Here is a 14,379-nt window from a genome sequence, read left to right as displayed (position 1 = left end):
TTGTGCAGGCGCTACATCACCCTCAGAACAACACCTTCGCCACATCCGCAAAGCGCTTGGCGAAATGCACGGTAATTCCTTCTTTCAGATAATCCGGCAACTCATCAAAGCTCCCCCGATTCGGTTCCGGCAAAATTAACTCAAAAATCTTCTGCCGCCGCGCCGCGATCACCTTCTCGCGCACTCCGCCAATCGGCAACACATGCCCGGTCAGCGTCAGTTCGCCGGTCATGGCCACGCCTTTTTTCGGCGCTTGATTGCGCGCCAGCGACAGCAGGGCACTGGCCATGGTTACGCCCGCGCTCGGCCCGTCTTTCGGGGTGGCGCCTTCCGGAACGTGCAGGTGAACGAAAGCCTCGTCGAAGAACTTCGGATCACCGCCGAACGACTTCAGATTCGAGCTGACGTAGCTGTAGGCAATTTCCGCCGACTCTTTCATCACATCACCCAATTGCCCGGTGAGTTTGAACCCGCGGTTGAGCGTGTGAATGCGCGTGGCTTCGATCGGCAAGGTCGCGCCGCCCATGCTGGTCCAGGCCAGCCCGGTGATCACGCCGGTGCCGGACAGCACTTGTTCGTTGCGGAACACCGGATGGCCCAGTGAGGCTTCCAGGTCCTTCGGCGCAATTTTGATCACTGCTTTCGGCTCGTCGATCAATTTCACCACGGCTTTGCGCACCAGTTTGCCCAGTTGTTTTTCCAATTGCCGCACCCCGGCTTCACGGGCGTAACCGTCGATCAACGCTTTCAACGCGCTGTCGCTGATGCTCAGGCTGCCTTTGGACACGCCGGCCTTCTCAAGCTGCTTCGGCCACAGGTGGCGCTTGGCGATGGCAACTTTTTCTTCGGTGATGTAACCCGACAGGCGAATCACTTCCATCCGATCGAGCAACGGACCCGGAATCGAATCCAGGGTGTTGGCGGTGCAGATGAACAGCACTTTCGACAGATCCATCCGCAGATCCAGATAGTGGTCGAGGAATTCGACGTTCTGCTCCGGGTCCAGTGTTTCCAGCAGCGCCGAGGCCGGATCGCCCTGGTAGCTCTGACCCATCTTGTCGATTTCGTCGAGCATGATCACCGGGTTCATCACTTCGACGTCTTTCAACGCGTGGACGAGTTTGCCCGGCTGCGCGCCAATGTAGGTGCGGCGGTGGCCCTTGATCTCGGCTTCGTCGCGCATGCCGCCAAGGCTGAAGCGATAGAACGGCCGGCCGAGGGATTCGGCGATGGACTTGCCGACACTGGTTTTGCCCACGCCCGGCGGGCCGACCAGCAACACGATGGAACCGCTGATCTCGCCTTTGTAGGCACCGACGGCGAGGAATTCGAGGATGCGGTCCTTGATGTCATCGAGGCCGGCGTGGTGCTTGTCCAGCACCTTGCGTGCGTGCTTGAGGTCGAGTTTGTCCTCACCGTACACGCCCCACGGCACCGAGGTTGCCCAGTCGAGGTAATTGCGGGTGACCGCGTATTCCGGCGACCCGGTTTCGAGGATCGACAGCTTGTTCATTTCCTCCTCAATGCGTTTTTGCGCTTGCGCCGACAACACCTTGCCTTGCAGACGCTGCTCAAACTGCTCGATGTCGGCGCTGCGGTCGTCTTTGGTCAACCCCAGCTCTTGCTGGATGACCTTGAGTTGTTCCTTGAGGAAAAACTCGCGTTGGTGTTCGCCGATCTTGCGGTTCACTTCGGCGGAAATTTCTTTCTGCAGGCGCGCGACTTCGACTTCCTTGCGCAGCATCGGCAGGACTTTTTCCATGCGCTTGAGCATCGGCACGCAGTCGAGCACTTCCTGCAGCTCGCTGCCTGTCGCCGACGTGAGGGCGGCGGCGAAGTCGGTCAATGGTGACGGATCGTTGGGGCTGAAGCGGTTGAGGTAGTTCTTCAACTCCTCGCTGTACAGCGGGTTGAGCGGCAGCAGTTCCTTGATCGCGTTGATCAGCGCCATGCCGTAGGCCTTGACCTCGTCGGTCGGCTCGGTCGGCTGGTGCGGGTATTCGACTTCCACCAGGTACGGTGGGCGATGGTGTTTCAGCCAGGTTTTAATGCGCACGCGGGTCAGGCCCTGAGCGACGAATTGCAGCTTGCCGTTTTCGCGGCTGGCGTGATGCACTTTGACCAGCGTGCCGTAGAGCGGCAGGGCCGAGGTGTCGAAATGACGCGGGTCTTCCTGAGGCGTGTCCATGTAGAACAGGCTCAGGGAGTGGTGATCGGATTTGCTCACCAGATCCAGGGTTTCAGCCCACGGTTCTTCGTTGACGATGACCGGCAACACTTGGGCCGGGAAGAACGGGCGGTTGTGGATCGGGATGATGTAGACCTTGTCCGGCAGGTTCTGGCCGGGCAGCGCGAGGCCTTTGCCGGTGGAGTGGTGTTCTGCGTTCTCGGGGTCGGCGTATTCGCTCGGGTCTTCGGGGAATTCTTGCTGGTCGCTCATGGGGCACCTGCGCTATGGACTATGGGTCTTAGATGGGGCAGGTGGGGGGTGGTTTCAATGGCAGGGGATATTTCCGGGTGTGTGTTCAGGGTTTGGACAGGTGGTGAATTCCGGACTTGGTAAGTTTCCAAGGTGCCTGCCGAACCGTTGTGGGAGCGAGCTTGCTCGCGATAGCGGTGTTTCAGTCGGAAGGGATGTTGAATTCTAAACCGTCATCGCGAGCAAGCTCGCTCCCACAGTGGTCCGTAATGAATTGAACATTGCGTTCCCATGCCCACAAAAAAGGCGACCCCCTCGCGGGAGTCGCCTTTGTTTTAACTGCCGCTAAACATTAATCGGACAGTTTATACGCAATCACATAGTCACCCTGCCTGGTGCCCAGCGAACCGTGACCGCCCGCAACGACGAGCACGTATTGCTTGCCGTCCTTGCCGGTGTAGGTCATCGGCGTGGTTTGCGCACCGGCTGGCAGGCGGCCTTCCCACAGTTGCTTGCCGTTTTTCACGTCGTAGGCACGCAGGTACTGGTCGAGGGTGCCGCTCAGGAAGCCAACGCCACCGGCGGTGGTGATGGGGCCGCCCAGGCTAGGCACGCCCATGCTCAGCGGGATCGGGACCGGCGAGCTGTCGCGTACCGTGCCGTTTTTGTGCTTCCACAAAACTTTCGACGTGGTCAGGTCGATGGCAGCCACATAGCCCCACGCTGGCGCCTGGCACGGCAGGCCCATCGGCGACAACAGTGCCTCAAGAACCACGCCGTATGGCGCGCCCTTGTTCGGCTGCACGCCTTCGGTTTCACTTTTGCGCGGGCCTTGGGCTGCGATTTCGGCGGCCGGGATCATTTTCGATTTGAACGCCATGTAGCTCGGGTTCACGAAAGCGATCTGGCGCACCGGGTCAACCGAGATACCGCCCCAGTCGAACACGCCGAAGTTGCCTGGATAAACAATCGAACCCTGCAGCGACGGCGGGGTGAAAGGGCCGTCGTAGCGCATGGATTTGAAGTCGATCCGGCAGATCAGTTGGTCGAACGGGGTCACGCCCCACATGTCGCGCTCCTGCAGCGGCGGCGGCATCAGGTTGAGGTCCGATTTCGGTTGGGTCGGTGAAGTGCGATCACCTTCGACAGCGCCTTGTGGCACCGGCACTTCGTTGATCGGCACGATCGGTTTGCCAGTGCTGCGGTCCAGCACGTAGATGCTGCCTTGCTTGGTGGACGCCAGTACCGCCGGCTTCACGCCATCAGCGGTTTTCAGGTCCATCAGGGTTGGCTGGCCACCGACGTCCATGTCCCACAGGTCATGGTGGGTGAACTGCATGTGCCAGCGCACTTGCCCGGTGGCGATGTCGAGTGCGGTCAGGCCGGCGGCGTGCAGTTCCGACTCCTGCGTGCGAGTGCCACCGAACTGGTCCGGGGTCTGGTTGCCCATCGGCAGGTAGAGCATGCCGAGTTTTTCGTCGACGGCGAACATGGACCACATGTTCGGCGAGTTGCGGGTGTAGACCTTGCCTTCAGCAATCGGCGTGGTGTCGTCAGGCTTGCCGCTGTCCCAGTTCCACACCAGTGTGCCGGTGTGCACGTCGAACGCACGGATCACGCCGCTTGGCTCGTCGATGGAAACGTTGTCGGTGACGTGGCCGCCAATCACCACCAGGTCTTTGGTCACGGCGGGTGGCGAAGTGGAATAGTAACCGCCGGCATTGAAGCTGCCGATGTTGGCGCTGAGGTCGATCTGGCCACCGTTACCGAAGTCTTCGCACATCTTGCCGGTGTCAGCGTTCAGGGCGATCAGACGGGTGTCGGCGGTCGGCAGAAAGATCCGACGCGGGCAGACGTTGCCGGCCGGTGCCGGGCTGGCAATGCCTGTCGGGCTTTGCTCGGAAGCATAAGCGGCGTCATCGTGGTACGACACGCCACGGCAGGTCATGTGCGCCCAGCCCTTGAAGTTCGCCGCGTTCTGCGTGGAGAGCTTCGGATCGAAACGCCAGATTTCCTTGCCGGTGTCCGGGTCCAGTGCAATCACCTGGCTGTGCGGCGTGCACACGTAGAGCATGCCGTTGACTTTCAGCGGGGTGTTTTCGGCGGTGGTTTCACCCGGATCGTTCGGCCCCGGCAGGTCGCCGGTGCGGTAGGTCCAGGCCGGAACGAGCTTGTTCACGTTCTGCGGGGTGATCTGCGCCAGTGGCGAGTAACGATCGCCGTGCGCACTGCGGCCGTAGGAATTCCAGTCACCGTCCGGCATGGCTGGCGCGGTGTTGGTCATGCCCGGCACGCTGTCGCGGTCCAGTTGGCCCTTGATTTCACCGGGGTTGGTGAACTGGCTGGCCAGTGCAGCAACGCCCGCCAGTACCACGGCCGCACTCAGCGCGCCGGTGCCCATCGGTGCAGCGCCTTCGCGCAGCAGCGGACGGCGGAACCACGGCAGCAGCATGACGATACCCAGCGCGAACAACATCGCCAGGCGCGGCACCAGTTGCCACCAGTCGAGACCGACTTCCCACAAGGCCCAAACGGTGCTGGCGAACAGCACCAATGCATACAGGCCCAGCGCAGCGCGGCGAGCGACAATCAGCAACACGCCGGTCAGTGCCAGGCCGATACCGGTCAGCAAGTAGTACAGCGAGCCACCGAGCATGCTCAGCTTGATCCCGCCGACCAGCATGGCCAGGCCCATTAGCAGAAGCAGAATGCCGAGCAGGGTCGGCAATAGCCGTCTTCGACTCAAAGCACCGTCAGTGCTCATAGTGTGGTTCTCCGTGACGTTTCAAGTAGTTCCGCGCAGGTTCACTGTAGATGACGATCCGGCGTGGGCATGGTTCAGTTAAAAAAGTGAAACAGTTGACGCGGCCCAATGTGGGAGCGGGTTTGCTCGCGAATGCGGTGTGTCAGACGACATCAAGGCGAATGTCAGCCCCTCTTCGCGAGCAAACCCGCTCCCACAAGGTTTTGGGGGCTGGGTTAGAACGATGAGGTGATTTTGATCCCGCCAATCAGTGCGTCATCGACCTTGTCCATGCCACCGGGGTGACGGATGTATTGAGTTTGGTGCGCGTGCCATCGAAGCGGCTAGCGGAAACGTTTCAGCATGGGCGGGCGCAAGGATAATGTTTTGTTACAAGTAGAAAAAGGTCTTTTCCTGACATGAATTCTTTCGGATTTGGTAACAGTCACAGGGATCTGTAGGAGCGAGCTTGCTCGCGATGGACGACAACGATGACGCGGGGAGTCTGACACACCACGGTGTCCTCACGTCCATCGCGAGCAAGCTCGCTCCTACAATTGGATGGTGTACCGTTCACAGACTGCGCACAGATACCTTTCCCCCAAGGCGACCCTCGGCTAAGGTGCGCGGCTTCCAATTCACTCATCGCTCGAAGGCCCGGCATGACCGAACAGAACAACAACCCGCTGCACGGCGTGACGCTGGAGCAAATCCTCAACGCGCTGGTTGAACATTACGAATGGTCGGGGCTGGCCGAGCGCATCGATATCCGCTGCTTCAAGAGTGACCCGAGCATCAAGTCGAGCCTGACGTTCCTGCGCAAAACCCCGTGGGCGCGGGAGAAGGTCGAGCGGTTGTACGTCAAGTTGATCCGCACCAAGCGCCCACTCTGAACATGAACATCCCGCCTGCCACGCGACGTCACTTTGTGGCCGTGGCCGCAGTTCTCGGCTGGGCGGGATTGAGCATTCAGCTGTATCTGATTTTCTACTCGCGCTGGACGCTGGGGGCCAGCCTGCTGGGCGGGTTGATGAGCTTCTTCAGCTATTTCACCGTGCTGACCAATACGTTGGTGGCGACCGTACTGACCTGCGAACTGACGTCCCGCGAATCGGCGGCGCGGCGCTGGTTTTTGCAGCCGTGGGTGAGCAGCGGGATTGCCGTGAGCATCGCCGTGGTCGGCCTGGCGTACAACGTGTTGTTACGCCATTTATGGCATCCGCAAGGCTGGCAATGGCTGGCCGATGAGCTGATGCATGACGTCATGCCGCTGCTGTTTCTGGTCTGGTGGTGGTTGTGTGTGCCCAAGGGAACCTTGCGGTTACGGCACATTGCGCTGTGGGTGATCTACCCGCTGGTGTACTTCGCTTATGCGTTGCTGCGCGGGCATCTGCTGGCGGTTTATCCGTATCCGTTCATTGATGTGGGCAAGCTGGGTTATCCACAGGTGTTTGTGAATGCGGGTGGATTGTTGGTGGGGTTTGTGGTGATTGCGCTGTTGGTGATCGGGCTCGATCGGTGGCGCGGTACGAAGTTAGATTTGTAGCGTTTTAGGCATCGTCTTCGCGAGCAAGCCCGCTCCCACAGGGGATTTGCGTCGCTCACAAGATTCATGCACGACGCAAATCCTCTGTGGGAGCGGGCTTGCTCGCGAAGAGACCCTAAAGGCTGTCAATCTTCCTCGCTGTCATCCAGCCGCCAGTAGCCGACGGCTTTCACGAACTGATCATTCAATCCGTGCTCATCCAGCAGCACCCGGCGAATCTGTCGCGACACCTTGGTCTCGGTCGCCACCCACGCGTACAGATTGCCGCTGGGCACTTGCAGTTGTTTCACGGTGGTCAGCAAGTTGTTCTTGCCGCCCTCGCGCAACACCCAGATCACATTGACCTGCGCCGGGCTTTGAAGCTTCTGCTGCTCAGCGCCGTTTTCCACTTCGATGACCACCAGCGCCCGGCGATTGGCCGCGAGGCCTTCGAGGCGTCGAGCGATGGCGGGCAGGGCGGTCTCGTCGCCGATCAACAGATAGCTGTCAAACATATCCGGCACGATCATCGAACCCCGCGGCCCGCCGATGTGCAGAAAATGCCCGGGTCTGGCCTGTTCGGCCCAGGTCGAGGCGGGGCCGTCGCCGTGCAGCACGAAGTCGATGTCCAGCTCGAGTGTGTCCAAGTCATAGCGCCGTGGCGTGTAGTCGCGCATCGCGGGCATCGGGCCGTTGTCTTTGCCGGCACCCAGCACCATCGTTTCCAGCGCAGCCTGTTCCGCCGCGTTCTGCGGGAACAGCAATTTAACGTGGTCATCCGTACCGAGGCTGATGAAACCTGCCAACTCAGGACCGCCCAAGGTAATTCGGCGCATGCGCGGGGTCAGGTCAACCACTCGCAAGACTTCCAGGCGACGGCGTTTGATTTCATGCATGACGCGGTGAATGGTGGGCTCGATCACTTCAGTCATTCGGTTTTCTCCGATGCGGTTGGAACGGCGGGGCCGTCGACGATGGCTTTGGCGGTGTCGTTGAGCAGGTCGCGCACCCGCAGGATTTCTTCCGCGCTCCAGCGCCCATGGTGCATTTGCAGCGCATGACGCAAGTTATGCACAGCTTCGTGGATCTCGGCCGGCCTATCGTGGCCACGCAATGAACGCTTGCTCACGTCGATGCGCATGCGCACGCCGTCCAGGGCAATCGCTTGCTCGCTTAAAGACAGACGTCCGGCGTCGGTCACGCTGTAGCGTTTTTTTCCGCCTTCGGCATCGCCCTGGATCATTTCGCTCTCTTCGAGAAACGTCAGGGTTGGATAAATCACACCGGGGCTGGGGCTGTAGGCGCCGTCGAACATGCCTTCGATCTGGCGGATCAGGTCGTAGCCGTGGCAGGGCTGCTCAGCGATCAGCGCCAGCAGCAGCAATTTCAGATCACCGGGTGCGAATACTCGCGGACCGCGGCCGCCGCGTTCGCGTCCGGGGCGTTTTTCGAAGCCGTCTCGGCCGTCGATATGCTCGCGGTGGGGGGAATGATGGTCTCTCATTTTCTGCTTCTCTCGTCATGTTTAGACATAACTTAAGATATATCTTTAAGCGTGGGCAAGGCGTTTTTTGAGGGATCCTTTCCTCGGCCGACGAGTGGTGGCGAGCTTCAGAGCTGTCATTCAGCGCATGGGTGGACGCTTTTATCGGGATGCCAGTTATTAGCCGGAAAGTTAAAGCTATCGCTCTAATATAGTTGATCTTATATTCCAGAGGCTGCAAAGGCCCGTATTAACAAGTTGAAACCGCTGTATGGTTTTGTTGAATAAACTGTATGTAAGGCATAACTTACAGTCGCTGTTTCGTCTTTCGTTTATTTGAACTTTTTTCTTTCCATTCATGGGGTCGTTTAACTACGAAGTCGTCGGAAGTTGCCTGCTTACTTTCCAGAACGAACAGCCGATCATGCCTCGGCGTTGAAAGTCCAAACCAACACGACCTTTCGGGTATGCGTTGTTTGAACTTTCAATGGACCAATCCTTTAAAGAAAACAGGTACTGAATGATGTTCAAGAAATTCGCAATCGCAGTTCCACTGGCTGTACTGGCTCTCAATTCCTCCATGGCTTTCGCTGCGGGTGAAGCGGCTCACTCCATCAGCCTCATTGCTCACGTGCCGACCAATGGTTTCTACGTGGTACCGACTGACTCGGACCTGGTCAACAAGGACCAGGACATGAGCTATCAGCCGAGCACCGGCAAGATGCGTGAAGTCAACGGTTTCTTCGACGTGCGCAACAACAATGGTTCGGTTCACGCCAGCCTGGAAAGTGCTCCGAAGCTGATCTCCGGTTCCGAAGCCATTGACTTGAAAGTCGAGTTCAACAACAAGGAACTGACCCTGACTCCGCAACTGGTCGTGGGTGAAGCCGATTCCGACGTGAACTACCGTGCCCCGCTGAAAATCAGTGCAAAAGGCAAAACTTTCCTACCCGGTGACTACACCGGCGTCGTAGCAATGACCTTCGACGCCGTGCCTCCGATCATCACTCCTTGATCAAGCGATCAGCAATAAACGCTGACTTCTAAAGTGGCGTTTTCCGGCGGACAACCCACTCGGTTTGTCCGCCGGACTTCAACTTGTCCGTAATCAGAGTACGAGTTCATGTTCCCGATGACACCCATCGCGGCAGCGCTTGCGCTGTTGTTTTGTGCCAGTGCAGTTGCGGCTACCGATTCCGTCGGCACGACACCGCGAAGTCTGTTGGCCCAGGCCAAAGGTTTGCCAGCGGATTTCGAGGAGCATTTTTTCGATGTGCCTCTGGCCGTGCGGGTGGAGCTCGATCAACAGCCGCTGGGGGAGGCCATGGTGGTTTTGTCCCGTGACGATCGCATCACCCTGCTCGAATTCACCGACACCAGCGAAAACCGTTTCGGCCCCGCCGAGCGGGAGAAGTGGGCCAGTTATCTCAAGCCCGGCGTGGCGCTGGGTGCTTGCACCGGTTCCTGCCCGGATCAGGTACTGGCGGTGCACTACAACCTGGAAAACTCGCTGGTCTCGATCCTTACCGAAAACGCTGAGCGCGACGTTGAAGCCAAGCGTTATTACGAGCAGCCCGACGGCGGCAGCAGCGGCCTGATGGTGCGTAACCAGCTCAACCTCAATGGCGGCCAGGAACAGGATTTGGGCGGACGCTTCGGTCTTGAAGCCAGCGGCAGCCTGGGCAACTGGAGCCAGACGTTCAACATGCAAATGGCCCGCCTCGGCGGTCCGGATGACAAGCTTTATCACGCCGTACACGAGCTTTACACCCAGCGCGAACTGCAAGGCAACTTCGTGCGCCTGGGCTATTTCACCCCCAATTCCGAAGGGCTGACCCGCCAGCCGCGCACGTTCGGCACCAGCCCCGACACCGCCGTCGGCGTGATGTATGGCAGTTCCGACAGCCTGGCCATCAATACGCCGATGCCCAGCGTTTATCCGATCTACGTCACGGCTAATCGCCAGGGTTCGGTCGAGATCTTTCGCGACGGCCTGCTGATCAACACCCAGTCGGTGCCGGCCGGTTTACAGACCCTCGACACCCGCCCATTGCCGGGCGGCATTTATGAAGTGGAAGTGCGCCTGATCGAAGACGGCCAAATCACCTCCACCACCCAAGAGTTGGTGTACAAACCGAGCAACTGGCGCAACCTCGACGAACGCTGGCGCTACAACCTGTTTGCCGGGGAAGAGAGCAAGTTGCTCAGCAACTGGGACCAACAGGCCAGCGGCAGCATCACGGCCGGGGCCGCGATCAACTACCTGATGCACCCACGAGTGATTCTCGGGCTGTCGGCGCGGCAGATTCGCGAAAAACTGCAATACGGCACGTCCATCGACTGGACCCTGGCCAACCACGTCAGCCTGTACGCCAACGTCTATAAAACCCAGGACCACGGCACCGGTCTCGATCTGCAGAGCCTTTACAACTACGGCTCCGGCAGCCTGGTGATCAGCCACAACCGCAGTTGGCTGGACACCACCAATATTTACGAAACCCTGCCGGACGGTACACGGGTGCGGCAACGCAATGTATTCAAAGGCGAAACCAGCAACTCTTCGCTGGCGCTTAACCACCGGCTCAGCAGCAAGAATTCGATCAATGCGCGGGTGTCCCACAGCGAGGGCAACGTCGAAGGTGTCGGCCTCGATCTGGGCTGGAGCCAGCGCACCGTGCTGTTTGGCAGCGACGCCAACTGGAGGTTGTCCTTGTTCGACCGGCCAGGCAGTTTCAGCAGCGGCGATGAGCGCAATCGCGGCGTCGATTTGAGCATCAACGTGGCACTGGGCGCGCCCGGTGAGCAGATCACCGGCAGCATTGGCTCGCGCACCGCGCGGGAGGGTGGCCGCGACAATAACGCGTCCATCGGTTGGCGCAAGGACCTGAAGGATCACGTGCTGCAAAACGTCTCGGTCACCGCACTCACCGATACCTACGGCGTCGGCATGTCGAGCCTGGCCAATTTCCGCACCGATGCGATCAATGGCGACGGCTTCATCCAGCGTTCGTCTTACAACAACAACTTCACCGGTGGCCTGAACGTAGACAGCACCCTGGTACTCGGTGGTCAGCAAATACTCATGACCAGCCAGTACGAAATGCGCGGCGCCGGCATGATCGTCGATGTCGAATCGGACATCGATGACATTGTCCTGCGCGCCGACGATTACAGCGGCGGCAGTGCGGCATTGAAGCCCGGGCGCAACTTCATTCCGATCACCGCGTACCAGAACAGCTCGGTGAGTTTCGATTTCGAGGGCAACCACGTGCCGGCGGCCACCATCGAGCCTGCGCGTACGCGCTACCACCTGAACAAGGGTGGGGTCGACTACCGCAAGATCCGTGTCATGAAAACCCTGACCGTGCTTGGTCGGCTGGTCAACGCGCAAGGGCAGCCGCTCAGGGGCCACCACGTGATCAACCACGCCAGTCGTGGTGTGACCGAGGTCGACGGGTTCTTCTCGATGGAAATGAACGCCGCTTCGCCGACATTGGAGGTGCGGCAGGATAACCGCCTGCTGTGCCAGTTCCGCCTCGACGCCAATCGTCATCGCAACGAAAACAACGTGTTGATGATCGGGGACCTGCGCTGTACGCCGGACACCCTGGCCGACGTCAACATCACCGATCAGAAGGCGGGTTGAACATGAAAAGAACAGCATGTTGGTTAGGCTTGCTCGCCGTGCTCGGCACGCCCACGGCGCAAGGGGCGAATAGAGAAATTCGGGCGTTGTTTCAGCCGGATCCGTCGCAGCCGAGTAGAAACGTGTTCGTCAACAAGACGCCGAACAGCGGTTATTGCGCGAACTATCCGGAGCAGTGTGCCGACAACAGCATGTTCAGCATTCAGATCCCGGTTCGGTTTGATTCCGCGCGCGCCATCTTTCCCGGCGACGACATGGCGTTGAAGGTGCCGTCCAACTGGCGCCCATTGACGGTCATCAATCAGGCTACCCAGGAGACCGAAACCGTTGAAGTGCGCATCATTGGAATTGGTTCCAACTTTACCCTGAGCGATACCGCCGCCAATCTGGTAGGGGTGACGGACGCCCTGGAGGGCCATAAAAAACTCTGGACCAGCAGCAGTTGGGTTTACGCGCCGGCGCCCTGTCAATACAGCGGCGTCGGGGCCTATACACCCACGACTTACAGGTTTTTCTGGAAGGCACCGGTCGAAGCATCGTGCTCCAAGGTGGCGGCTTTCCGGATACCGTCGATGTATTTCGATACCCTCGATTTCGCCTATGAACTGCGCACCCCTAACCCTTTGGGCATGTCGTCCGGCCTGTATACCGGGTCGCTGACTTACTCACTCGGCCCCGGAGGCGACTTCCAGATGGGGGCGATGATGATGCCGGATGACGGCTCCCTGACCCTCGACTTCGTGCTGGACGTGCAACACACCCTGAAAGTCGACCTGCCGCCCGGTGGAGACAAGGTTGTGCTGGAGCCCGAAGGCGGCTGGCAACGCTGGATCGACAGTGGGCGCAAGCCCACGAAGATCTACCGCGATCAGCTGTTTCACATCTCCGCGTCGTCGCGCTTCAAAGTCAAGATGTTGTGTGACTCGCTGGGCGGCAGCGAATGCAGGCTGCGCGGTTCGATACCAGGAGGCGGCACCACTGTGGAAGTAACACTCAATTTACCCGCCGGAATCGCCGGCCCTGGCGGCGGTAGCGGCCAAAAGCTCAGACATAACCTCTGGATCGGTCCTTATCAACCTGGACATTACGTGGATCGAAAACCCGGCTCGTTGCGATTCGAAATGCCGCGTGCGGCGATCGACTTTCTGCTGCAGCCCGGGGCTGCCGGAACGGCGCGTGGAAACATCACGATCATCTGGGATTCCGAAGTCTGACCCGCCGCGCTACCCATTTTCATTTCTTTCATGAGGTTGAAGACGATGACACGTCTGTTTTTGTTGTGGATGCTCGGTGGGTTTTGTGGGGTGGCAAACGCCGGGCCGCAGATCAATGTCGGCACCGTGTACGACTATCTTGATGGCGACAAAAGTACGTACCTCAAGCGTGTATTCAACAGCGGCGACAGCACCGCTTTCGTCAAGGTCAACGTCTTGGAAATCGTTTATGACGCTGACGGCAAGCCGCAGGAAGTCCCGGTCGAAACCGCAGCGGACGGTGCCTCGCGTAATGGCGTCATGGCCAGTCCTGCACGGCTGATCGTCCCGGCCCAGGGCATGCAGGGGACCCGCTTGCTGTACCTGGGCGAACGTGACCGCGAGCGTTACTTCCGCGTGCGTTTCGTGCCGGTAGTGCCGGCAAAGGAAGATGAGTTCCTGATCAGCCATGAGGAACGTGAAGACTACAAAAAGACCCTGTCGGCGGGGGTCAACGTGATGACCGGTTTTGGCACGGTGTTTTTCGTGCGGCCCAAGGATGCACGCTACGACACGGTCATCAATGACACCCCGGGCCGCTACGAGTTGCGCAACAACGGCAACACGGTGCTGGTGATCGATGAATTCAAAAGTTGCTCGCTGGCTGACGAAGCTGACTGTGGTGCCACCACCAAGCACCACGTCATGGCCGGCAAGACCTTCGAGTTCGACAAGGAAAAGGGTCGTGAATACCGATTCAAGCTGATCGAAGGCGACAACAAGAAAGACCTGAAGGTGGCTAGCCGCTAACGGCTGCTTCCATTGACGCGGTAGGAATCAAACATGATAAAGCAATGCGCCATCGTCGCGCTGATGGCAATCACCGGGCTGATGAGTGACGTGGCATGGACGGCTCGGGAAGAACATACCTTCGATGTGTCCCTGACCATTCCCAGCCGACCGTTTTACATCATTCCTGCCGAACCGGGCTGGATCCACCAGCCTCAGCGCCTCAACTGGGATTACCCCAGCTCGACCATGGGCGGCTTACGCAAGCATTTCGATGTCCGGCATGACACCAGTGCAATCGAAGCGCGCCTGGAACGCGCGCCCTACCTGTCGAACGGCAGACCGAGCGAGGACATCGCGTTGCAGGTCAGCTTTAACGGCGTGGAACTGAGCCCGGATATTCCCCCGCGACAAGTGGTGTCCCGGGAAGAGGCTGCAGTGGGCAAACGGGTTTTGCTGGAAATACAGCCGGTAAAACCGGTCGGTGGCTACAAACCGGGGGATTATGCCGGCAACGTGATGCTGCTGTTCAACGCCAAGGCGCCGGGCGAGTAAGCCCGTGAGCTCATGTCGAAACTGCC

Annotated in this window: 11 protein-coding genes; 7 read left to right on the top strand and 4 right to left on the bottom strand. The window is 59.3% G+C overall.

Going from position 1 to position 14,379, the window contains the following annotated elements; all coding sequences use genetic code 11:
• Positions 1-22: 22 nt before the first annotated feature.
• On the bottom strand, positions 23-2,440 hold the full coding sequence (gene lon, locus ACYZT9_RS21680) for an endopeptidase La (protein WP_462007344.1): 2,418 nt from the start codon (positions 2,438-2,440) through the stop codon (positions 23-25).
• A gap of 331 nt (positions 2,441-2,771) precedes the next feature.
• Positions 2,772-5,183 (bottom strand): glucose/quinate/shikimate family membrane-bound PQQ-dependent dehydrogenase, encoded by a 2,412-nt coding sequence (locus tag ACYZT9_RS21675; RefSeq protein ID WP_462007343.1) that lies wholly within the window; start codon positions 5,181-5,183, stop codon positions 2,772-2,774.
• Positions 5,184-5,824: 641 nt separating this feature from the next.
• Here ACYZT9_RS21675 and ACYZT9_RS21670 point away from each other — a divergent pair.
• Together ACYZT9_RS21670 and ACYZT9_RS21665 are read left to right on the top strand one after the other, a co-directional pair.
• Positions 5,825-6,055 (top strand): VF530 family protein, encoded by a 231-nt coding sequence (locus ACYZT9_RS21670; protein WP_461951708.1) that lies wholly within the window; start codon positions 5,825-5,827, stop codon positions 6,053-6,055.
• A gap of 2 nt (positions 6,056-6,057) precedes the next feature.
• Positions 6,058-6,708, top strand: coding sequence for a Pr6Pr family membrane protein (locus ACYZT9_RS21665; RefSeq protein WP_462007342.1), 651 nt, complete (start codon positions 6,058-6,060; stop codon positions 6,706-6,708).
• A 125-nt stretch (positions 6,709-6,833) separates the two neighbouring features.
• Here the strand turns inward: ACYZT9_RS21665 and ACYZT9_RS21660 are convergent, their stop codons facing one another.
• Positions 6,834-7,619 carry a siderophore-interacting protein gene (locus ACYZT9_RS21660; protein ID WP_462007341.1) on the bottom strand — a complete coding sequence of 262 codons (786 nt, stop codon included), beginning with the start codon at positions 7,617-7,619 and terminating at the stop codon, positions 6,834-6,836.
• Positions 7,616-8,191: a PadR family transcriptional regulator gene (locus tag ACYZT9_RS21655; protein ID WP_462007340.1), complete on the bottom strand. Its 576-nt coding sequence runs from the start codon at positions 8,189-8,191 to the stop codon at positions 7,616-7,618. The genes ACYZT9_RS21660 and ACYZT9_RS21655 overlap by 4 nt, the downstream gene beginning before the upstream one ends.
• Positions 8,192-8,693: 502 nt before the next feature.
• Between ACYZT9_RS21655 and ACYZT9_RS21650 the strand changes: the two genes are divergently transcribed.
• The 5 genes from ACYZT9_RS21650 (at position 8,694) to ACYZT9_RS21630 (ending at position 14,353) form a co-directional block, all read left to right on the top strand.
• On the top strand, positions 8,694-9,185 hold the full coding sequence (locus ACYZT9_RS21650; RefSeq protein WP_462007339.1) for a CS1 type fimbrial major subunit: 492 nt from the start codon (positions 8,694-8,696) through the stop codon (positions 9,183-9,185).
• A 108-nt stretch (positions 9,186-9,293) separates the two neighbouring features.
• The gene (locus ACYZT9_RS21645) at positions 9,294-11,816 is read left to right on the top strand and encodes a CS1-pili formation C-terminal domain-containing protein (protein ID WP_462007338.1); all 2,523 of its coding nucleotides are present in this window, start codon (positions 9,294-9,296) and stop codon (positions 11,814-11,816) included.
• Between the two features lie 2 nt (positions 11,817-11,818).
• A complete protein-coding gene (locus tag ACYZT9_RS21640) occupies positions 11,819-13,030 on the top strand; it encodes a hypothetical protein (RefSeq protein ID WP_462010268.1) in 1,212 nt (403 codons plus the stop codon).
• Between the two features lie 45 nt (positions 13,031-13,075).
• On the top strand, positions 13,076-13,819 hold the full coding sequence (locus ACYZT9_RS21635; protein ID WP_462007337.1) for a molecular chaperone: 744 nt from the start codon (positions 13,076-13,078) through the stop codon (positions 13,817-13,819).
• A 33-nt stretch (positions 13,820-13,852) separates the two neighbouring features.
• Positions 13,853-14,353 (top strand): CS1 type fimbrial major subunit, encoded by a 501-nt coding sequence (locus ACYZT9_RS21630; protein WP_462007336.1) that lies wholly within the window; start codon positions 13,853-13,855, stop codon positions 14,351-14,353.
• The last annotated feature ends 26 nt before the right edge of the window (positions 14,354-14,379 follow it).

The organism is Pseudomonas sp. ZT5P21, from assembly GCF_054897785.1.
This window is presented reverse-complemented; position numbering and strand designations above follow the sequence as displayed.